Genomic DNA, 21,349 nt, shown 5'->3' on the forward strand with positions numbered 1-21,349 from the left:
TCTGTAGCAAAGATGAGCCAACTCAATCACGTGCGATCGTTGCAGCGCGGTATCGCGATCCTACAGATCATAAACCAGAAGAACGGCCTGAAGGCCGCTGAAATCGCCGCGATCGCGGACATCCCGCGGCCGACCGTCTATCGGCTTCTGGAAACGCTGGAGCAGATGCGCCTGATCGTGAAGGATCAGACAAGCGACAGCTGGCGTGTTGCCATTCACGCGAAATCGCTTAGCTCCGGTTTCCGCGACGAGGACTGGGTCATTCAGACCGCGGTACCCGAGATGGTGCGGCTGGGTCGTCAGGTTCTGTGGCCGCTCGATCTGGTCGCATTTCGCAACTCCGTCATGGAAATTCGGGAATCAACGCATAATTTCAGCCCGTATTCCCTGGATCACGGCATGGTTGGCCTGGGCCTGCCCGTGCTGGGCAGTTCCAGCGGGCGCGCCTATCTGGCCTTCTCTCCGGATGACGAACGGGAGCATGTTCTGGCCGGCCTGAGCGTTGAGCTGGGCGTTGAGCCGCCTTTCGTGACCGTGGACGGCCCATTGGAAAAGATACTGGGAGAATGCAGAGATCTGGGGGTCGGGTTTCGTCGCGAGGGCTTTCGCAGCGGAACCATGAGCATCTCCGCTCCGGTGGTTTTCAGAAAGCGCGTGATCGCATGCCTGACGATGGTCTGGATCAAGTCGGCGCTGAGCTTTGAATCAGCCGTGGCCAGCTATCGCGAACCGCTCATCGAAGCCGCCAACAGGATCTCCGCCCAGGTCGAGAATCTCGAATACGAGATCGAGGAACTCGGCGATTGATCTCTCTTGCCTGCATGCGCTTTCTGCCGGCGCGCAAGAGGAGGTGGTGCTGCCCCCAATATCAAAACGGGGGCAGCGGCCGAACGCTTCAGAGTTTCGATGCGTCGATATTCAGCTTGTTGTCCGTGACAGCCGCCCGCTCACGCGCCAGCGCGCGCTGGAACGAAGGGCGCGCGCGAACGCGCTCGGCATGGGCAGCCAGAGCGGGATAGTCCTCCATGTTGAACGCGCCCTTGGCCGCCGTGGAGAACACCCAGTATAGATAGACATCGACGATCGACCATTGCTCGCCGTACCACCATGTGGACTTCGACAGCGTTTTTTCTACGAAGCTCGCTTCCTTGTTCAACTTCTCCAAGCCGTCCTCCGCAATGCCGCTGACATCGCCCTTGGTCCATTTCTTCGGATTTCGGATCTGGCGGACCATGGGATGCAGCATGCTGGCGCACCAGGCAAGGTCGCTCAGCCCGCGGGCATCATCAAAAAGGTCGCCGCTGCGCGGCAACAGGCCCGCGTCGGGGAGGCTCTGATGCAGGTAGAACAGAATTGCCGGATTCTCGGTCAGGGTCTTGCCGTCAACCGAGAGTGCCGGAACCTTCGCCTTCCGGTTCTGCGCAATGTAGTCAGGGCTATATTGCTGGTCCGCGCGGATATCGATCCAGCGATCGAGATAGGGCGCACCAGCCTCCTCGAGCGCTGTCAACGTTACGCGTGAGCACGCGCCAGGATAGGCATATAGTACGGTTTGGCTCATGGTTTCCTCCTCTGGCCGCGAATATGTCGCATGGATAGTAGAGATTGGTGGGCGGGTGTTTCGCGCGTCCCGTGTGTTGTGAACCCGGTCGGCCGGTCATTGGCTGGCATGCCAAATCATTGGCCTCGATCAGGCAGCGGCGTATAGGCCCGGTTCAGCGCGCCAGAGTCCGCACATTGGCTGCGGTCGGCAACATTTCTCGTCCCTGAAGATCGCTCTCGAATATCTCGCGCACCCGGTCCCTGACCGTATAGCCATGTTCGACCATCAGGCCTTCCGCGCGGGAGGATTGCCCCTTGCGGACCGCGCCATAGATTGCCTTGTGCTGGACATGGGCCTCCTCCATTCGAGCCAGCCCGTCCCGGTCCTTCTTCACCGTAAAAAGAAAGGTCGCCGGTGATACGAGCGGCATGCGGCTGATATTCGCATAGACCTTGCTGAGCGTTGAGCGATGGGCGGCATGGATGATGTTGAGGTGGAATTTCTCGTTCGCCCGTGTCCATCGCGAAAGCTTCTCGGCCGACGTGCCGGCGCCCGACAACAGATCCTCACACTCGGCAATGGATTCCTCAAAGACCTCCATGCCTCTGCCGGCCAGATGTCCTTCTTCCATTGCGGTGCGGATGGCGAGGCCCTCAAGCGCGGCGCGGACGTCGTAGGCCGACAGGATATCGTCGACAGTGAACTCGCAAACTGTGAACCCTCTGTTCGGGTGGCCCTCAACGAGACCATCCGCCTCCAGCATGCCCAGGGCAACGCGCACCGGGGTGCGCGAAACGCCGAATGTTTCGGCAATGTCGCGCTCTTGCACGCGTTTGCCGGCCTGCAGTTCGCCACCCAATATCATTTCGCGCAGTTTCTGCGCCACGATTTCGGTGTTTGTGAGCGTTCCAGTGCGAAGCTGAAGTTTGCTCTGAGACTCTGTGTTCGAATGTGCCACCTAACACTCCAGTGATCCAGACCTCGCCTTGTACATCAATTCCGGCCTCTTGGGAGCGCGGGAACTGTTGTGGACAGCGCAAGTCGGCCTCGTGTATCCGACGCTTTCGACAAAATAGCATGCCATTTTGCAAAAAATCAATAATTCTCTTTGAATTTTGCCATTGATCAATTAGTTTGGCATGCCAGAATGGAATTGAGGCAAATCCAGGAGGATCGGGCAAGGATTGCCCGGCAGGTGTTTTGTCTCAAAAGCGGGAAGGGGAGGCTCGGCGCGGGGCGGCATGTTTCTCAAATGCAATTGCCGCTCTATTTCGGGGTAACCGAAGCAAAATCCGTTCTTAAGGCATTCAAGATTCTGATTCTGCAGGGGTTATATTTGGAGATTATCCTGAAGCAGAATTTGAAGGCGCAAAATTAAACTTTCTTTGGGAGGAAAGATTGTCAAAACTTACCAGATTTACCAGTGGTATTGCCGCGGTAGGCGTTGCCTGCTCAGTGCTTCTTTTTTCTGTTGCCGGCGCCTCTGCGGCGGAAAAGCTGCGCATGGTGACCAGCCTTCCGGCCCCTTCGTTCCTGTACAAGGACATCATTTCGGTCTGGGCGAAAAATGTGACGGATGCCTCCAACGGCACGCTCGACGTGGAAGTATTCCCGGCCGGGGCCTTGGGTCGGGATCCTGCGTCGCACCTTGATATGGTCTCCAGCGGCATAGCCGACATCGGCTATGTCGTGGCCGGCTATACCCCGGGCGCCTTTCCCGAAACGACGGTGATGGAGCTGCCTGGCGTCATTCCTTCCGCGACGGTGGGCTCGATTGCCGGCGCCATGATGGTCGAGGAGGGCCTGTTCAAGGGCGTTGGCATGGACAAGGTGAAGATACTGGGCATGTTCTCGACCGCGCCCACGCTTTTGCACACCACCTCCAAGGTCGAGACCCTTGATGAGGTCAAGGGCATGCGGCTTCGCGGAGCGGGCCCGCAACTACTGCATTCGATCGAGGCGCTCGGGGCAACCCCTGTCGGCGGCATCACCAGCTCGAACCTCAGCGAGGCGCTGTCGCGCGGGCTCGTGGCAGGTTCTGTGAATGAATGGGTGGCAGCGACGATTTTCGGCGTTATCGAATCCGCGAAATTTCATCTCGACGTCAATATGGGGACCTCTCCCATCATGGTCGTGATGAACAAGGCGAAATACGACGCCCTTTCGGATGAGCAGAAAGCGGCGATCGACAAGAACGCCGGCGAAGCCTTCTCACGGCTGTGGGGCGAGCAGTTTGACGGGAACAACGAAAAGTTCCGCGCCAAGGCCCTGGAAGATCCTTCCCAGCAGATGGTGACCCTTTCGCCCGAGGAGAAGGCCAAGTGGGATGCCCGCCTGCAGACCGTGGTCGACAGCTGGATCGAGCAGACGCCGAACGGCCAGCAGATCTTCGACAAATACAGCGAGGCAGTCGCCGCGGCGAGCCAGTAGGTTCGCCCGAACATGGGCGGCGGCGCGGATGAAGAACGCATCCGGCCGCCGTTCGTGCTCGCTTGTCATTCTCTCCAATGCCTTGCCGCGAAACCTGAACCTCACCGTTTTCGAGGGGAGTAAGTCCTTTGTCGTCAATAGATAAAATCACGCGCTACGCGACACGCTGGTTGGCGCTGCTGGGGTTTGGCGGCCTTCTCGTGCTAGCGATCATGACCGCGATCGATGTGCTCTCGCGGTCGCTGTTGTCGGCCCCGATTCATGGCGTCAACGATGTGAGTTCGGTCGTCATGGCGGTGGTGATCGCGTCATGCATACCCGCCAGTCTTTATGACCGGAGCAATATCTCGGTCGAGATTCTCGGCTCCATGGGCGGGCCGTCGCTTGAGCGTGTGTTTCGGGCGTTCTCAAGCCTGGTGGTTCTGATCTTCATGTCGCTGATGGCCTGGTACTTCGTGCCCTATACGGAAGAAACCTACAGGACCGCGCGCCAGACCTGGGTGCTAGCCTGGCCGGTCTGGCCCTGGTGGGCGGCGGCAACGGCGTTCTTGTTTCTCGCCGCCTTCGTTCAATTGCTGAATTTTATCAATGATATAATCGTGATGGTCACCGGCGGGCGGGTCGATCCGCAAGGAGTCGAAACGAAGCTCGTGCCTTCCCGCAACCCGAATTCGGAAAGTGACGCATAAAAATGGAGCCTTCTGTCATTGCCCTGATCGGCTTTGCCGTCATGTTCGCTCTGGTCGCCGCGCATGTGCCGATCGGCGTTTCGATGGCCGTTGTCGGCGTTGTCGGCTTTGCCTTTCTGGCCGGCTGGGGGCCGGCGCTGTCGCTTCTCGCTTCGGAACCCGCCTCGACAATGGCCAGCCTTGACCTCGCGGTCATCCCTCTTTTCATGCTGATGGGCGGTCTCGCCACCGCCGGGGGCCTTGCCAAGGATATATATGAGACCGCGGAAGCGCTCGTCGGGCACCGTCCCGGCGGGCTCGCCGCCACGACCGTCGTCGCAAGCGCCGGTTTCGGCGCCGTCTGCGGCTCGGGCGTTGCCACCACCGCGACCTTCGGACGCGTCGCGCTGCCGGAAATGCTCAAGCGCGGGTATTCTCCCGGCAGCGCCGCCGGCTCGGTCGCCGCCGGTGGCACGCTCGGCATCATCGTGCCGCCGTCGAGCATCATGATCCTCTACGCCGTGCTGACGGAGCAGTCAGTGCTTTCGCTCTTCACGGCGGCGGTGATCCCGGCCCTGCTGTCGGTAACGCTCTACATGATTGCCATCTGGATCGTCGCCAAGCGCAATCCGGCCGCAATGCCGGGAACGGAACGCTTGCCTTACAAGGACCGGATCAGGGCGATCGGCAAGTCCTGGGGCGCGATAATGCTGGCGGTCATCGTGCTCGGCGGCATTTACTCGGGCGTCTTCACGGTCAACGAGGCGGCTGCGATCGGCGTGGTCCTTGCATTCCTGTTTGCGATCTTTCGCGGGCGGCTGAACCGCAAGACGTTTCTGGTCGTGCTCTCCGACGCCAGCGTGTCGACCGTGATGATCTACATCATGGTTTTCGGCGCCATGATCTTCTCCTACTTCATCAGCATATCGGGCGTGACGACCGACATCGTGCTCGGCATTAACAACCTGGACCTGCCGCCGCTCGGCATCATCTTCATCCTGGTGGTGGTCTATCTTTTCCTCGGGTCGATCTTCGACGAGGTGGCGGCCATTGTCGTCACGCTGCCCTTCGTGCTGCCGATCATCATTGCGATGGGCTACGATCCGGTCTGGTGGGGCATATTGAATGTCGCACTCGTAGGCGTCGGCATGCTGACGCCGCCAATCGGGATCAATGTGATGCTGCTGAGTTCGATGAGGCCGGACATACCGCTCTTCACGATCTATCGCGGGATCACGCCATACTTCCTGGCCGATTGCGTCCGGATCCTGATCCTCGTCCTGTTCCCGCAGGTAACGCTGTGGCTGCTGCATGCAAGCTGAAGCGGCGCCCGTGCCCGGCCCCGCATATGGCGAGACCGTAAACCCGCCGCCGATCTGGCTGTTGAGGCAGGCAGGACGCTATCTGTTAGAGCACATCCACTTTACTCGGGTTCATACCCGCAGGATATGAAGTGGTTGGCGCATTCTTGCGGCTCGAACATGGCGACGATCTGGCCGACTGTGTCCCGCAGTCCCTCGACTGTGCGCGCGGCAAGCGCTCACTTCAGCGCCGACTGCCAGGCGCGGGCACGCGATGGACCTCAATTTCGAGATATCGCAGTCCAGAGGCCTGGGTACTCGATGACCACGCCAAATTGGTCCGTGACGAGAGTTGCACGATAGTCATGCTGCGGTGAGACATAGGCAAAAGTTCGCTGTCCAATTCGATGGTAGCTTTGGGGCAATCTCTTGACGGCCCAATCCTCCGTATCGAGCCATACCGCTACGCAGTCCGTGCCAGCGCCCTCAGACAAGTTCATTCTCCTGACAGCATTCGTATTGCTGGCAGGCGTGAATCCGAGATCAATGTCTTCGAGACCTGCCAGAGCAGGGTCAATCGTTCCGTTCACGCGCCAATTGGCTGCATGTTCGCGCTCAATTGTCAGGTTGAAGACTGTTTCTCCGATCCATCCCGATACGGCGGCGCTACGACTGCGCCAATCCCTGTCGCAGGACACACTGTATGAGAGATTGGCAGCAGATCCGGCGTGATCGAAAACGGCCACGCCCTCAAAGTTCCAACCGTCTGATATTTCCGAATAGCGGCAGACATCGTGCCCCTCTCGATCAAGGCGGCGCCACAAAACAATATGCATCAGGCTTTCCCGGTTCGCGAATATGCCTCCCATCATATGCAGGAAGACTGTGGATGTCCTCTCTTTCCCACGGCGTTGGCTTTGACCGGCCGCAACCTGAACGGCCATTTTCTACCGAAAGCGAGTTCACCTGTTGTGCCAGTTAGGTGATCCGCTCTCATCATGGATGTGCTCTCCGAAGCGAGACGTTGCGGGCGACATGAGTTGAAGTTTGATTCCGTATTTCCTGCAAGCGCCCGCTTCCTTAATTCAGCGCCATTGTCGTCATGCAGAACAGCCTGTAATCCGGCGATGGGCCGTGGAATATCGATCCACGGCCCATCCACCCCTGCCGTTTTGTCGTAAACTGCACACGGGAAGCAAACGCCTGAACACGTGGTGTGCCATCGGACACCTTGTCAGAGCACCAACAAGGGGAACCCTGGATACGGAAAGCGCTGAAGTAACCGTGGCAGGGCTTTCAAAAATCGCAAAAATTGCGTAATCGATATTCAGGCAATGACAGCAGTGAGCAACATGACCTCGACCGGCCGCAGACCCAACCAGACCGATATCGCCTCCAGGCTCGGCGTTTCCGTCAGCACGGTCTCGCGTGCGCTGGCGAATGAGGAGGGCATATCCGAAGCGGTTCGGCGGGATGTACAGCGCATGGCGCGGACGATGGGATACCGGTCCAAGCATATGCCTGGCCTGCGGGCGATGGATCGCCGGGTGGTCGCGCTCGTTCCCTTTGCCAATGCCACCGGAGGGCTTTCGAGCTTCTATGTCAGCATTCTTGATGCCATGCGAAGCGAGGCGCGGGCCTGCGGGCTTGATCTCGACGTTCGTGTCATCAGCGAGCGGACCGTCAATCTGGACCTCATAGACCGTCACGCAAAGGAGGCCGGCGCCGGCGCGGTATTGCTGGCGGGGATCGACGCGCCCGATGAACTGGCCGTGTGGTGCCGGGAGCAGGATGTCCATGCCGTGCTCGTCAACGGCAGCGATCCGCTCATGCGCATCAGTTCGGTGGCGCCTGCAAATTTCTACGGGGCATACATGGCCACGAAGCACCTGCTTTCGTGCGGCCACAGGAAGATCCTGCATTATACCTATGGCGACCGGCCGACCATCCTCGAGCGGCGGCGCGGCTTTGTAACGGCGATGGCGGATGTGCCGGGAAGCGAGGCTGTGCTGGTTTGCGGTGAGGAGCGTACACCTCTCGAACTGCTGAGCGATATCGCCGGGCGGAAGCATGATGCCACGGCGCTGTTTTGCTGGAATGACATTGCCGCAGTGGAGATCATGGAGGGGATAAAGGGCGGTCTTGCCTCGGCCGGTCAGGGTTTCTCGATCATCGGCTTCGATGACCTGCCGCTTGCGGCCATGACCTCACCCCGCCTTACCACGATCCGCGTCGATCGCGAGGCAATCGGCCGCGGCGCGATCCGGCTGCTCTCGCATCAGCTCGAGGGCGAGACGGCGATCCAGCAGATGGAAATCGGCGTGTCTCTGGTCGCGGGCGGCACGGTTCACGTGATCGCCTGATACCGGCTTTATCGCGGGGAACGGACGCCGGAAAATTTCCGCAGCGGGTCGTCATGGTGGCAAGCGAGCGCCGTGCGCATCTTCGCCATTTGCGTCTTCATCCTGAAAATCACCAAAATAACAATAACTTGTAGAATGTAGTCATGAGCCGTTGTCGTGATTTATGCAAAAAACGCAAATAAATGAATTAGTGTTGATATTTTGCGTTTTTGCGAATACGGTTTCTCCGTTCCAGAAGAGACGGGGTCCGGGGAGGGATCCCGAGGGAGAAAAGAACATGGCTTATGCAATTCGTGTGCGGCGGTCGGTGAGGCATTCCGTGCTCGCGACATCCGCTGTAATGATGCTTTCAGGCGCGGCACTCGCCGCGCAGCAGGCGCCGATGCTCGACCCGCTGGTCGAAGACGGCACGCTGCCGCCGGTGGACGAGCGCCTGCCGGACAATCCGCTGGTGGTGGAGCCGGTCGACAGCATCGGAAAATACGGCGGCACCTGGCGTTCCGGCCTGCGCGGGCGCGGCGACAACGCCTGGATTTCGCGCACGCTGAATTATGACGGGCTGGTGCGCTATAACCGCGAATGGGATGAGATCATTCCCAATCTCGCCGAGAGCTGGGAGGTCAGCGAGGACGCGCGCCAATATACGTTCCACCTGCGCGAGGGCCTGAAATGGTCTGACGGTACGCCGTTCACCAGTGCCGATATCGCCTTTGCGAGCGAACTTATCCAGGACCCGAATTATCCCGTCGGAGGGCTGTTCCTGACCGATCCGGGCAATCCGGTCACCATCGAGGTCGTGGACGACACAACCTTCACCTATATCTTCGAGGAGCCGAATGGCCTGTTGCTTGATGAGCTTGCCGGGGTCAACGGCATCTCGTTGGTTTCCCTGCAGAAAGCCTATTGCGGGCAATTCTCTCCCGCCGTCAACGAGAATGCCGAACAACTGGCGAAAGACGAGGGCTATGAGAGCTGGGCCTTCATGATGGAGGACAAATGCGCCTGGGGGCAGGAGACCCAGCGGTGGAGCAACCCCGACCTGCCTTTCATGAATGCCTGGGTGATCGAGGAGCCTTGGACGGGCAATGCCAGCCGCGTGGTCCTGGAGCGCAATCCCTATTACTGGAAGGTCGACCCGGACGGCAATCAACTGCCCTATATCGACCGGCTGGAAATGCGGGTCAGCGAAAGTGCCGAGGAATTGACGTTGATGGCACTCAATGGTGAGATGGATTTCACCGACCGCCACATCACGACAGTGGCCAATCGTCCGCTCTTCTATGACGGCCAGAAGGAAGGCGACTACCGCCTCGGCGCCAATGTGCCATCGCAGTCATCAACACTGGTTCTTCAGCTCAACCTGAACCACGCCGACCCGGTCAAGGCGGAACTCTACAACAGCAAGGATTTTCGTATCGGTCTTTCCGAGGCGATCAACCGGCAGGAAATCATTGATGCAGTCTTCACCGGTCAGGGCGAACCCTATCAGGTCGCGCCGCGCCCGGAATCGCAGTTCTACGACGAGGAGATGGCCAAGCAATACACGGACTATGATCCGGAATCCGCCATTGCGCACCTCGAATCCGCCGGCCTGACGGAAACCAACGGTCAGGGCATTCGGCTGATGAGAGACGGCCGTCCGGCGACCATCAACGTTGATGTGATTTCGGCGTTTCGTCCGGAATGGATCGACATGCTGGAGCTGATGTCGCTGCAATTGCGCGAGGTCGGCATCGATCTTGAGATCAACAATATCGATCGTACGCTGTTCTACGACAAGCGCCCGGGTGGCGATTTCGACGCCCAGGTGTGGCAGGGAGATGGCGGCCTCGATGTGATCCAGGAACCGCGCTACTACTTCCCTTCAAGTGACGAATCCGCCTGGGCCTTCCAGTGGCAGGCATGGTTCAATGGCACCGATCCGGAAATCGCGTCCGAACCGGCCGATTGGGCCAAGGAGCAGATGGCGCTCTATGACCGGCTCGGGGCTTCTTCCGATCCTGAGGAGCAGGAAGACCTGATGCGCCAGATCCTTGCCATCGCGAAAGAAAACTTCCCCGTCATCGGCGTCAGCCTCGCGCCGGATGGCTATTACATTGCCAAGAACAATCTGCGCAATGTCTACGAGCCGATGAAGCATGCCTGGCTGTTTCCCACGCCGGCCCCCTACGACCCGCAGCAGTGGTACTTCGACTAGAGAGAGCAACACCTCCTCCCGGGTGTATCCTCCGCGGCTTTCGGGTCGCGGGGGAACCGCGGGACGCATGCAGAAAGGGCAGATTCCATGCTCGGCTTCATAGTTCGGCGGCTGATTGCGATGGTTTTGACGATCTGGGCGGTTTCTTTTGTCTCGTTCGCCATCATTCAGCTTCCGCCCGGCGATTACCTGACAAGCTACATGGCAGACCTCAGCGCCGCCGGCGACAGGGTTGATCCGGCGACCATCGAGGCGATGCGCAAGCAATACAGCCTCGATGATCCATTCATCATCCAGTACTTCAAGTGGATCGGCGGCGTGCTGCACGGCGATTTCGGCAACAGCTTCGAATGGAGCGCGCCGGTCACCGACCTGATCTGGGGACGGCTCGGCAATTCGGTGCTCGTCGAGGGGCTGGCCGTGCTGGTCATGTGGCTCGTGGCGCTGCCGATCGGCATCTACGCCGCGGTGCGCAAATATTCGCTTGGCGATTATCTCGCCACCATCGGCGGCTTTGTCGGGCTTGCCATTCCCAACTTCCTGTTCGCGCTGGTGCTGATGTATCTCTGGTACATCTATTTCGGTGAAACGCTCGGCGGTCTCTATTCGCCCGATCTTCAGGGCACGCCGTGGGACCTTGAGCGGATCCTCGATTTCCTGGCGCATGCCTGGGCGCCGGTCCTGGTTCTCTCGACCGCCGGAACCGCGCAGCTCATCCGCGTGATGCGGGCCAACCTGCTCGACGAACTGACCAAGCCTTATGTCACGACCGCCCGGTCCAAGGGCCTGCCGGAATGGCGGGCGATCCTGAAATATCCGGTGCGCGTGGCGCTTAACCCGCTGGTCTCGACCATCGGCTGGCTGCTGCCGACCCTGGTCTCGAGCTCCGTCGTGGTTTCGGTGGTGATGAACCTGCCGACGGCCGGCCCGCTGCTTTTGCGCTCGCTTACCACCCAGGACATGTATCTCGCTGGCGCCATCATCATGCTTCTCGGCGTGCTGACCGTCATCGGCACGCTGATCTCCGATCTGATCCTGGCGTGGATCGATCCCCGCATCCGCTATGGAGGACGCTGACATGACCATCACCACGGACATGTCCGAGACGGCGGCGGTCGAGACATCCGCCAAAGCCACCCTGACGGGGCGGGAAACGCAGCTGAAGATGACCTGGCGCCGCTTCAAGCAGCACCAGCTCGCCTTCGTCTCGCTGTGGATCGTGATCGCGTTCTACCTGGTCGCGATCTTCGCCGAGTTCGTCGCGCCGACCTCGCCGGGCGCCTACAATCCGCGCTATACCTATGCGCCCCCGCAGGGTATCCACTTCATCGCCCGCGATGCGGATGGCGGCTTTCAGTTCGGACCCTATGTGAACGGCTACAAGACCGAGATCGATCCCGAGGCCCTGCGCCGGGTGTTCACGATCGACCCTGAGGTCCGTCATCCGGTCGGCTTCTTCGTGCCGTCGGAGCCCTACAAGCTGATGGGCTTCATCCCGATGAACCGCAAGCTCTTCGGCACGCTGGAGCCGCGCGCACCCTTCTACGTGATCGGCGCCGACAGGCTCGGGCGCGACCAGCTCAGCCGGCTGGTCTATGGTACCAGGGTTTCGCTGTCGATCGGCCTCGTCGGCGTGATCCTCAGCCTGTTCTTCGGGGTGATCATCGGCGGCTTTTCGGGCTATTACGGCGGCTTTTTCGACGGCATCGTGCAGCGGACGATTGAGTTCATCCGCTCGCTTCCGACGATCCCGCTATGGCTCGGCCTTGCCGCCGCCTTCCCGCGCGACTGGGGGCCGCTGCAGACCTATTTCGCGATCACAGTCATCCTGTCGATGCTGGGCTGGACGGAGCTTGCCCGCGTGGTGCGCGGCCGGTTCCTGGCCTTGCGCACCGAGGATTTCGTCACCGCAGCGCAGCTTGACGGGGCATCGGACTATCGGGTGATCATCAAGCACATGGTGCCGTCGTTTACCAGCCACATCATCGCGGCAACCACGCTTGCCATTCCGGGGATGATCCTCGCGGAGACGGCGCTCTCCTTCCTTGGCCTCGGCCTGCAGGCGCCGATCGTCAGCTGGGGCACGCTGCTGCAGGACGCCCAGAACATTCGCACGCTCGCAGGCGCGCCGTGGCTTCTGTCGCCAGGTGTCGTCGTTGTCGTCGCGATCCTTGCCATGAACTTTCTAGGAGACGGCCTTCGTGATGCCGCAGACCCCTATGGACGATAAAGCAGAACTGCTCAGGATGGAGAATGTCAGTATCGTGTTCTCCTCGCCCGACGAGGCGGATATCGAAGCCGTCCGCCAGGTCGATTTCACCCTCACGCGCGGCAAGACGCTGGCGCTCGTCGGCGAGAGCGGCTGTGGCAAGTCCGTCACCGCCCGCACCATCCTGCGGCTGCTCGACAGGAACGCCCGGATCGGAACCGGACGCATCCTGTTCCGGGCCGAGGACGAGGCGCCGGTCGATATCGTGTCGTTGAAGCCCGACAGTCCGGCGATGCGCGCGATCCGGGGGAACCGGATCTCGATGATCTTTCAGGAGCCGATGAGCTCGCTGTCGCCGGTGCATACGATCGGCGACCAGATCGACGAAATGATCATGATTCATGAGCGGATCGACCAGAAGGCGGCACGGGTCCGCACGGTCGATCTCCTCGAACAGGTCGGCATTCCGGGCGCGCGCCAGCGGGCGGATGCCTATCCGTTCCAGCTTTCCGGCGGCCTGCGCCAGCGCGCCATGATCGCCATGGCGCTTGCCTGCAAGCCCGACCTCCTGATCGCGGATGAGCCGACGACGGCGCTCGACGTCACGACCCAGGCGCAGATTCTCGATCTCTTGAGGGCATTGCAGGAAGAATACGGCATGGCGATGCTGTTCATCACCCATGATCTCGGCGTCGTAGCCGAGATCGCCGATGAGGTCGCCGTGATGTATCTCGGCGATGTCGTCGAACAGGGCAATGTCTTCGACGTGTTCCGCGCGCCGCAGCATCCCTATACGCGGGCGTTGATGCGCTCGATTCCACGCATGGTCCGTCGTACGGAGCGCGAACGGCTGGCGCCGATCGAGGGTAATGTGCCGTCCCCGCGCAACCGCCCGAAAGGCTGCGCCTTCACCTCGCGTTGTCCCCATGCCTTCGCCCCTTGCACCGGGGACTATCCCGAGCGCACGACGACCGGCGAGGCGCATTGGGCGCGATGCCACCTGCTGACGCATGATGGTGCCCCCGCTGCGGCGGGCCTGAGACAGGGGACGATGGTCGGCGAGAGCACTGCCCATGGAGGTCGCGCATGACCGCACTTCTCGAAGTCGAAAACCTCTCGAAGGTGTTTACCTTGAGGGCAGGGCCTTTCGGGGACCCGATCACGCTCGCCGCGCTCTCGGACGTATCGATCACGGTTGGTCAGGGAGAAACGCTCGCCATCGTCGGCGAAAGCGGATGCGGCAAGACCACGCTCGGCCGCTGCATCGTGCGCGCCGTCGATCCCTCGGGCGGCCGCGTGACCTATCATCCACAGGAAGGCGGCCCGGTCGAACTGTCCGGCCTTTCGAAACGGCAACTGAAACCATGGCGGCGCGATATCCGGATGATCTTCCAGGATCCGATGTCCTCGCTCAATCCCTATATGCGGGTCTTCGACCTCGTGGCCGAGCCGCTGCGCATCCACAAGGCTGCCCGCGGCGCGGAACTGGAGCACCGGGTGGTCTCGACGCTCGAAAAGGTCGGCCTTCCACGGGATGCGTTGCAGCGCTTCCCGCATGCCTTCTCCGGCGGCCAGCGCCAGCGGATCGGCATTGCCCGCGCGCTGGTGCTCGAGCCGAAACTTGTGATCGCCGACGAGGCGGTCTCCGCCCTCGACGTCTCGATTCAGGCGCAGATCCTCAATCTTCTGGAAGACCTGAAGGCCGATTTCGGCCTGACCTACATCTTCATCAGCCATGATCTCGGCGTGGTGAACTACCTCGCGGACCGGGTGGTGGTGATGTATCTCGGCCATGTGGTCGAGAGCGCGCCGACGGAGGCCTTGTTCGAGCGGCCGCGCCATCCCTATACGGAAGTGCTGCTCGACGCGCTGCCGATCGCAGACCCGACCCGGCGGGGCAAACGGCATGATACGGTCAAGGGCGAGATCCCCTACCTCGGCGACCGCCTGGAGGGGTGTCCGTTTCACACGCGCTGCAAATTTGCCGAAGACCGCTGCCGGAAGGACAAGCCGGCCCTGAGGCCGATCAACGGCGGCCCGAGCGAGGCCGCCTGCCACTTTGCCGAAACGATTGAACTCAAGGGCGCCTTTTCGGACAGCCCGGCTACAGGAACCTATGCCTAGATGACCTACGATCCCACCACTGCAAATCCGCTCTACGGCAATCCTCTGAAAACGAGAGACGATATCGAGCAGGCGCTGCACGCGCTTTTCAATCCGCTCCTGCCGTTTTTCTCCGAAGGCCGCGCCCGTGTCCGGCTCAGCGGCAACGCTGCCCATTTTGACCGCATCGCCGCCGATGTCGAAGGCTTCGCCCGTCCACTCTGGGGGCTGACACCTTATGCGGCCGGCGGCGGTTCCTTCGATTACTGGGATTATTTCCGCGACGGCATCGCCAACGGCATGGACCCCGACCACCCGGAATTCTGGGGCACGGTCGAGCGCACAGACCAGCGCATGGTCGAAATGGCCGCGATCGGCTTCACGCTGCGCATGGTGCCGGAAAAGGTGTGGGACCCGCTGCCGGGAAGGGCAAAGGACAATATCGCCACCTATCTGAAGAGCCTGCGCCGCTATGCCTATGCCAACAACAACTGGAAGTTCTTTCGCATTCTCGTCGACATGGGGCTGACGCGGGTCGGCGTCGATTTCGATCGGACGCTGACGGAGCAATATCTGGAGGAGCTCGACGGCTTCTATCTGGGCGAGGGGTGGTATCGCGACGGCAATGTTCGCCGTGTCGATCACTACATCCCCTTCGCCATGCATTTCTACGGCCTGATCTACGCGAAGCTCGCCGCGCCCGGCGACGCGCGGGCGGACGCCTATCGGGAACGCGCGGCGCTGTTTGCCAAGGATATCCGCCACTGGTTCGATGACGACGGCGGCACGCTCGCCTTCGGCCGCAGCCTCACCTATCGCTTCGCCTGCGGCGGCTTCTGGGGCGCGCTTGCCTTCGCCGATGTCGAGGCGCTGCCCTGGGGCGAGATCAAGGGCCATTTCATGCGGCATCTGCGCTGGTGGTCGCGCCATCCGATTGCCGACCGCGACGGCGTGCTGTCGATCGGCTACGGCTATCCCAATCTGTTCATGAGCGAGAGCTACAATTCGGCGGGCTCACCCTACTGGGCGCTGAAAGCCTTCCTGCCACTGGCGCTTGGCGCCGATCATCCGTTCTGGCGGGCGGAAGAGGCCGGCACGGATTTCGGCAGTGATCCTGTTGCGTTGAAACACCCCGGCATGGTGATGCAGCATCAGAAGGGCAATGTCGTCGCGCTTTCCAGCGGTCAGCAGAACCACCAGATGCGGCATGGCGCCGAGAAATATGCGAAATTCGTCTACTCCTCGCGCTATGGCTTCTCTGTGGAGGTCGACGAGCGCGGCTATGAGCGCGGCGCCTTCGACGGCATGCTGGCGCTTTCCGACGGTATGCGCCACTACCGCGTCCGCGAGGATAACGAAGTGGCGCAAATCGCGGGGAACACGCTCTTTGCCCGCTGGAAGCCCTGGGACGACGTGACGGTGGAGACCTGGCTCGTCCCGGCCGGCGACTGGCATGTGCGGGTTCACCGGATCGAAACCCCGCGTGCGCTGCACGCCACCGAAGGCGGCTTTGCAATCGGACGCGCCGACCTCGACGCCGACCATTGCGAAGAGGCGGACGGTGTGGCGCGCGCGCAGTCGGAGACCGATCTTAGCCAGATCGTCGACATCTCTCCGGAGGGCAAGCGGCAGGGTCGGGCCCAAAGAGCATTGCCGAACACCAATCTGATCGTCGCCAAGACCATAGTGCCGCAGCTGACCGGTGGCGTGCCGGCCGGCACGACCGTGCTGGCGACCGCCGTTTCGGCAACGGTGAACGGTGTCGATCCAGGCGAGGCGCCTGCGATGCCGGATCTCGGTGAACTGGAGGCGCTGTTCAGGCGGGAAGGTGTCACGGTCAGCGCCATCGATATCGCGGAGAGATACTGATGCGCCCACGCATAAGTTTCGCCATGGCCGCAGAAAAGACCCAGCATGTCTTCGATGAGCGGCTCTTCGACCGGCTCGCCAGGCACTGCGAGATCCTGTCCAGGACCCCGATGGAGGATTTCTCGACCGTGCAGGCCCGGGAGCTTCTGGCTGAGACCGATATCCTGATCACCGGTTGGGGTTCCCCCTACGTCGGAGAGGAGGTACTGCGACTTGCGCCTGGGTTGCGCCTGATCGCCCATGCGGCGGGAACGGTGAAATACACGATCGGCGAGGCGGTCTATGCCGCCGGCATCGCCGTCACCCATGCCGCGGCCGCCAACGCCGTACCGGTGGCCGAATACACGCTCGCCGCGATCATCTTCGCCAACAAGCGAGTGTTCGAACTCAGTGATATCTACCGCCACGATCGTGGCAGGACGGCGACCTGGGCGCTGATGAGCGAGCCGATCGGCAATTATCGCCGCACCGTCGGCCTGATCGGCGCCTCGCACATCGGCCGCAAGGTGGCCAAGCTGCTTGAAATGCTTGATGTGGATGTCCTGCTGCATGATCCCTATGTGACCGCCGAGGACCCGGTGGCGGCGAAGGCGCGGCTTGTCGATCTCGATACCCTGCTTCGGAAATCGGACACAATCTCGCTCCACGCGCCGGCCTTGCCTGCGACCCGGCACATGATCGGCGCCGCCGAGTTTGCCAGGATGCGGGATGGCGCCACCTTCATCAATACGGCGCGTGGCATGCTGGTGGATCATGAGGCAATGATCGGCGAACTGCAAAGCGGCCGGATCAGTGCCATCCTCGATGTTACTGCGCCTGAAGTGCTCGAGGCGGGATCACCTCTCTATACCCTGCCGAATGTGTTTCTGACCCCGCACGTGGCCGGTGCAGCCGGGCTCGAGCGACTGCGGCTGGGCGAGATGGCGGTGAGCGAGATCGAAAGGTTCGTATCCGGCCGCCCGCTGGAACATGCAATCCAACCCGAACTGCTGGAGCGGTCGGCATGAATTCAAAACTCGAGGATGGCCTCGACATGGCAGCCCGCGAAGCGCGGCTGCAATTCCTGACCTGGGAACGTACGCCGGACGATATCGACGCCCCCGCCCACCGGGCGCGCTGTGCCCGTCTGTCGGCAACGGCGGGTGCCGAAATCGACGATACCGCCTATATCGCGGAAAAGGCGGCGGTGTTCACCGAAAAGCTTGTCCTGGGCGCTCAGTCCTATATTGCCGGCTATGCCATCGTCCGGGGCGACGTTACGCTGGGTGCCAATTGCACTGTCAATGCCTATGCCTGCATTGCCGGAAAGGTGACCTGCGGCGATCATGTTCGCATCGCCTCGCATGCCCAGATCATGGGCTTCAACCATGGTTATGAGGACCCCGATGTCCCGATCGCGCGACAACCGCATGAAAGCCGGGGGATTGTCATTGAGGACGACGTGTGGATCGGTGCCAATGCGGTGGTGCTCGATGGCGTCCGGATCGGCCACGGCGCTGTCATCGCCGCTGGCGCCACGGTCACCCGCGACGTCCCGCCCTTCACGATTGCCGGGGGCGTGCCGGCAAAGCCGATCCGCAGGCGCGGTGAGAAATCGAATACCGACATCGAAGCGGCCCTCCGATCCGTGGGCGCGAGCATCGGGACAGAATGGCGCACGATCCTCCAGAGGAACCTGCGCGACGGGGTCTATGTCTCACGCGAGGCCGACGGCCAGGAGCGGTCAAGCATCCGACACCTCTGCGATGCGATCGAAATCGCGGCGGGCCTCGATGAACGTCCCGAAGGGCTCGATATTCCAGCCGCGATTACGACGCTGAAGGCGATACAGGATCCCGAAACGGGTCTTTTCCCCGACCCCAGCCGTCCGCCGCGGCCGGACCTTCCTTTGCGCGAGGAAGGTCTGGCGCTCTACAATGTCCTTGCAGTCGGCTATGCGCTGGAAGTGCTCGGCAGCCGGCCGGATCACAGGTTTACCGCCGTCGAGCTCGATGCTCCCGATCTCTGCACCTGGCTGGAAAGCCTTCCCTGGCGGACCAATGCCTGGGCGGCGGGAGCCTGCGTCGATGCAATCGGAACCGCCCTTTATTTCAACGCGCGCTACTTCTCGACCGGCAGGGTGCGGGAAACGCTGTTCGGCTGGCTTTCACTTCATGTCGACAGGAGCACCGGCCTCTGGGGCTCGCCGACGGCCTCGGAAGGCCTGCTGCAGCCGGTCAATGGTTTCTATCGGTTGACAAGGGGAACCTATGCGCAGTTCGGCCTGCCCGTGCCCCATCCCGAGGCCACGATCAATTCCGTGCTCGCCAACTACCGCAACCATGACGGTTTTTGCGGTCCGACCTATACCGCCTGCAATCTGCTCGATACCATCCACCCGCTGCTGATCTGTCTCGACCTCACGGATCATCGCCGGGCCGAGGTCGAGGCTGTCGCCCGCGCCATCATCACCCGCGCGCCATCGCGCTGGCGGAAGGGGGAGGGCTTTGCCTTTGCCGACGGCCAGGAACCCGGCCTTCAGGGCACGGAAATGTGGCTCTCGGTCATCCATCTGGCGGCAAAGCTTTTGAAGCGCGAGGATGCCTTCCACTATGTCCCGAAGGGCGTCCATCGCACGCAAGCTGTCGGTCTCGGACTATGAACAGGAATTGAGGAGAAGATCGCCATGACGAAGCGAAAGGCGCTTGTGGTTTACGGAGGAATGGAACTGCACACGCCGAGGGAAGGCGCCGAGGTCGTCCGCCAGGTCCTGGAGGAGCATGGCTTTGCGGTTCAGGTGACCGATGATTACGACGCGCTCGGCGCCGATGATGTCGGCTCCAACGCCCTCGTGGTGCCGGTCATCACGGATGGCGTCCTCGAACCGGAAAAGATGGCGAGGCTGATTGCTGCGGTGCAGGCTGGCACCGGCCTTGCGGGGTATCACATGGGGCTTGCGACCAGTTTTCGGGCAAGCGTGCCCTTCCGCTATGCCGCGAGCTGCTACTGGGTTTCGCATCCCGGCAATATCATCTCCTATCAGGTCGACGTCACCCGTCCCGATCATCCGATCATGGAGGGGATCGAACCCTTCGAGCATACATCGGAACAATACTACCTGAACTACGATCCGGCCGTGGAGGTGCTGGCGACCACCACGTTTTCCGGAGAATTCCACCCCTGGCGCAGGAACGTCGTCATGCCGGTGGTGTTCACCACCACGCACGGCGAAGGCCGGGTGTTCTATTCCTCCCTCGGGCACACAGCCGACGAGCTTGAAATCCCCAATCTGCGCCTGATCCTGACCCGCGGCCTGCTCTGGGCGGCCGGGGCGCTTTGACGGCCGGTCATCTTCGCCGAGCGTCTCGGTGCGGCTTTCGGTTTCAAATATCAATCGACACTGACGCCAATTCAGTGATGATCGCTATGACATCAGTGAAGTTGTCAGCCGGGATTGGCGCGGCCTTTATGCCCAAGCGGCAAGAGACGGGGCCCCGCAGATTACAGTTTTGAAACTTCCGGTTCCGGCGAACCTTGCCACTCCAGCCGCCAGATGGAACCTTGTCGCAAGTTTTGAACAAGCGACGGATGGAAGGCAACGATGCATGTGCCGCCCTTGGATCTGACAGAGGGGTAAATGAGCCCCGGGCTGTCCTTTTCCTTTCGCAGCCATCTGGAAAGCGTCTGGCCTGCCGGGTAGGCAATTGCAGGGTCAGCACTCAAAGATGGGTCTTCCGTGAACTGGGCGTCGCGCAGATCGTGAAATACGCCAATGAAATCCGCGATCAGCTCCGCGTAATCGGTCACATTCTCAAACCGGGCGATCGCCTCAAGCTCTCTCGAGATATGAAAAGATACCTCAGTCAAGGCGGTTTCGACCTCGAAAGCGCAATACCATGCGCCGCGTTCCTCGTCATTGAAGCGATTTCCACCAGGTCGCGTATAGGTGAAAGCTGCATTTATGCAGGTGTGGCCAGCGCGGCCAAAGACGAGTTCCTTCGGATCGAGGTCCAGAAGCCCGCCTTCTTGGGCTTGGAGGCGGCCGCTCGTTGCGCCCTCCAGTTCCGCCAAATCTCCCAGGATCCCATGATTGTGAGCGAGCGGAAGCAGTACCGGCTCCTTGAGCCTTGCACTGGAGATAAGTCGAACAGTGTCTCGCTGGGCAATATCCGCGCGAGGAGGCTCAATCACAATCCGCCTCGCAAAGCATCAATATGGCGCCGCACGAGCAGCAGTTTTGGAATGCCGCCCTCAATCATCACATCAATCGGCCGACGGCCGTCAAAAAGCGGCCCCTTGTTCGGCAGCTTCACCCACTCGTCGGCCAGTTGGTCCGAGAAGAGCAGGTGCAGGCCCTTGAATATTCCGATAAGCGCGCTCACTCGGGTCAGTGCATCTTGGGAAAGGCTACCGCTCCATTCCCCCTTTTTCATCCTGAACCAAGTTCGTTCGGAGACATCGCCCAACAAAGCGCAAATTTCCACACTGGTCAGCCGCCAAATCTCGGCCAGCCGGACAACACCGGAGACGGCAGCGGGGGTCAGTCTTTCTCGCGCGTTTGTATCACCCAAATTAACGGGTGATTGTGGTATTCCATTGTCGCGCACTTCATATGCTACGGTCATAGCAACCTCCAGATGTCAGCAAATATACTGCCAATTGGCAGAATTTCAAGGTGCTTCACGCG

Annotated in this window: 18 protein-coding genes and 1 pseudogene; 14 read left to right on the plus strand and 5 right to left on the minus strand. The window is 61.0% G+C overall.

Annotated elements, in window-relative coordinates:
* Nucleotides 1-12: 12 nt before the first annotated feature.
* Nucleotides 13-807: a helix-turn-helix domain-containing protein gene (locus tag Mame_RS23345; RefSeq protein ID WP_026173332.1), complete on the plus strand. Its 795-nt coding sequence runs from the start codon at nucleotides 13-15 to the stop codon at nucleotides 805-807.
* 88 nt (nucleotides 808-895) lie between these two features.
* Here Mame_RS23345 and Mame_RS23350 read toward each other — a convergent pair whose 3' ends face one another.
* The gene (locus tag Mame_RS23350; protein WP_026173333.1) at nucleotides 896-1,561 is read right to left on the minus strand and encodes a glutathione S-transferase family protein; all 666 of its coding nucleotides are present in this window, start codon (nucleotides 1,559-1,561) and stop codon (nucleotides 896-898) included.
* 154 nt (nucleotides 1,562-1,715) lie between these two features.
* A complete protein-coding gene (locus Mame_RS23355) occupies nucleotides 1,716-2,501 on the minus strand; it encodes a GntR family transcriptional regulator (RefSeq protein ID WP_155122267.1) in 786 nt (261 codons plus the stop codon).
* A 497-nt stretch (nucleotides 2,502-2,998) separates the two neighbouring features.
* Between Mame_RS23355 and Mame_RS23365 the strand changes: the two genes are divergently transcribed.
* The 3 genes from Mame_RS23365 to Mame_RS23375 all read left to right on the plus strand — a co-directional run bounded on the left by Mame_RS23365 (nucleotide 2,999) and on the right by Mame_RS23375 (nucleotide 5,963).
* Nucleotides 2,999-3,973, plus strand: a complete 975-nt coding sequence (locus tag Mame_RS23365; RefSeq protein WP_026173334.1) for a TRAP transporter substrate-binding protein — start codon at nucleotides 2,999-3,001, stop codon at nucleotides 3,971-3,973.
* Between the two features lie 128 nt (nucleotides 3,974-4,101).
* On the plus strand, nucleotides 4,102-4,662 hold the full coding sequence (locus Mame_RS23370) for a TRAP transporter small permease (protein WP_210162235.1): 561 nt from the start codon (nucleotides 4,102-4,104) through the stop codon (nucleotides 4,660-4,662).
* 2 nt (nucleotides 4,663-4,664) lie between these two features.
* Nucleotides 4,665-5,963, plus strand: coding sequence for a TRAP transporter large permease (locus Mame_RS23375; protein WP_018063974.1), 1,299 nt, complete (start codon nucleotides 4,665-4,667; stop codon nucleotides 5,961-5,963).
* 260 nt (nucleotides 5,964-6,223) lie between these two features.
* On the opposite strand, the gene Mame_RS23380 is transcribed toward Mame_RS23375, so the two are convergent.
* On the minus strand, nucleotides 6,224-6,778 hold the full coding sequence (locus Mame_RS23380) for a putative glycolipid-binding domain-containing protein (protein ID WP_026173335.1): 555 nt from the start codon (nucleotides 6,776-6,778) through the stop codon (nucleotides 6,224-6,226).
* 498 nt (nucleotides 6,779-7,276) lie between these two features.
* On the opposite strand from Mame_RS23380, the gene Mame_RS23385 reads away from it, so the two are divergent.
* From Mame_RS23385 to Mame_RS23430, 10 genes and pseudogenes are all read left to right on the plus strand, one after another.
* A complete protein-coding gene (locus Mame_RS23385; protein ID WP_018063976.1) occupies nucleotides 7,277-8,305 on the plus strand; it encodes a LacI family DNA-binding transcriptional regulator in 1,029 nt (342 codons plus the stop codon).
* Between the two features lie 277 nt (nucleotides 8,306-8,582).
* Entirely contained in the window at nucleotides 8,583-10,502 is a 1,920-nt protein-coding gene (locus Mame_RS23390; protein ID WP_026173336.1) for an ABC transporter substrate-binding protein, read from the plus strand.
* 87 nt (nucleotides 10,503-10,589) lie between these two features.
* A complete protein-coding gene (locus Mame_RS23395; RefSeq protein WP_018063978.1) occupies nucleotides 10,590-11,579 on the plus strand; it encodes an ABC transporter permease in 990 nt (329 codons plus the stop codon).
* 19 nt (nucleotides 11,580-11,598) lie between these two features.
* Complete coding sequence (locus Mame_RS23400; protein ID WP_026173337.1) at nucleotides 11,599-12,732, plus strand: ABC transporter permease; 1,134 nt, start codon at nucleotides 11,599-11,601, stop codon at nucleotides 12,730-12,732.
* Nucleotides 12,722-13,801 (plus strand): ABC transporter ATP-binding protein, encoded by a 1,080-nt coding sequence (locus Mame_RS23405; protein WP_018063980.1) that lies wholly within the window; start codon nucleotides 12,722-12,724, stop codon nucleotides 13,799-13,801. Before Mame_RS23400 ends, Mame_RS23405 begins: the two co-directional genes overlap by 11 nt.
* On the plus strand, nucleotides 13,798-14,835 hold the full coding sequence (locus tag Mame_RS23410; RefSeq protein ID WP_018063981.1) for an ABC transporter ATP-binding protein: 1,038 nt from the start codon (nucleotides 13,798-13,800) through the stop codon (nucleotides 14,833-14,835). Before Mame_RS23405 ends, Mame_RS23410 begins: the two co-directional genes overlap by 4 nt.
* On the plus strand, nucleotides 14,836-16,683 hold the full coding sequence (locus Mame_RS23415; protein ID WP_018063982.1) for a DUF2264 domain-containing protein: 1,848 nt from the start codon (nucleotides 14,836-14,838) through the stop codon (nucleotides 16,681-16,683).
* Nucleotides 16,680-17,690 carry a hydroxyacid dehydrogenase gene (locus tag Mame_RS23420; RefSeq protein WP_026173338.1) on the plus strand — a complete coding sequence of 337 codons (1,011 nt, stop codon included), beginning with the start codon at nucleotides 16,680-16,682 and terminating at the stop codon, nucleotides 17,688-17,690. Before Mame_RS23415 ends, Mame_RS23420 begins: the two co-directional genes overlap by 4 nt.
* Nucleotides 17,691-18,109: 419 nt before the next feature.
* Nucleotides 18,110-18,268: pseudogene (locus Mame_RS27735) on the plus strand (DapH/DapD/GlmU-related protein); the annotation flags it as partial.
* Nucleotides 18,269-19,348: 1,080 nt separating this feature from the next.
* Nucleotides 19,349-20,002 (plus strand): ThuA domain-containing protein, encoded by a 654-nt coding sequence (locus tag Mame_RS23430; protein ID WP_018063985.1) that lies wholly within the window; start codon nucleotides 19,349-19,351, stop codon nucleotides 20,000-20,002.
* A gap of 161 nt (nucleotides 20,003-20,163) precedes the next feature.
* Here the strand turns inward: Mame_RS23430 and Mame_RS23435 are convergent, their stop codons facing one another.
* Both Mame_RS23435 and Mame_RS23440 read right to left on the minus strand, forming a co-directional pair.
* On the minus strand, nucleotides 20,164-20,733 hold the full coding sequence (locus Mame_RS23435; RefSeq protein WP_018063986.1) for an RES family NAD+ phosphorylase: 570 nt from the start codon (nucleotides 20,731-20,733) through the stop codon (nucleotides 20,164-20,166).
* Between the two features lie 116 nt (nucleotides 20,734-20,849).
* Entirely contained in the window at nucleotides 20,850-21,287 is a 438-nt protein-coding gene (locus tag Mame_RS23440; protein ID WP_026173341.1) for an MbcA/ParS/Xre antitoxin family protein, read from the minus strand.
* Nucleotides 21,288-21,349: the final 62 nt, after the last annotated feature.

The organism is Martelella mediterranea DSM 17316, assembly GCF_002043005.1.
Classification (GTDB): domain Bacteria; phylum Pseudomonadota; class Alphaproteobacteria; order Rhizobiales; family Rhizobiaceae; genus Martelella; species Martelella mediterranea.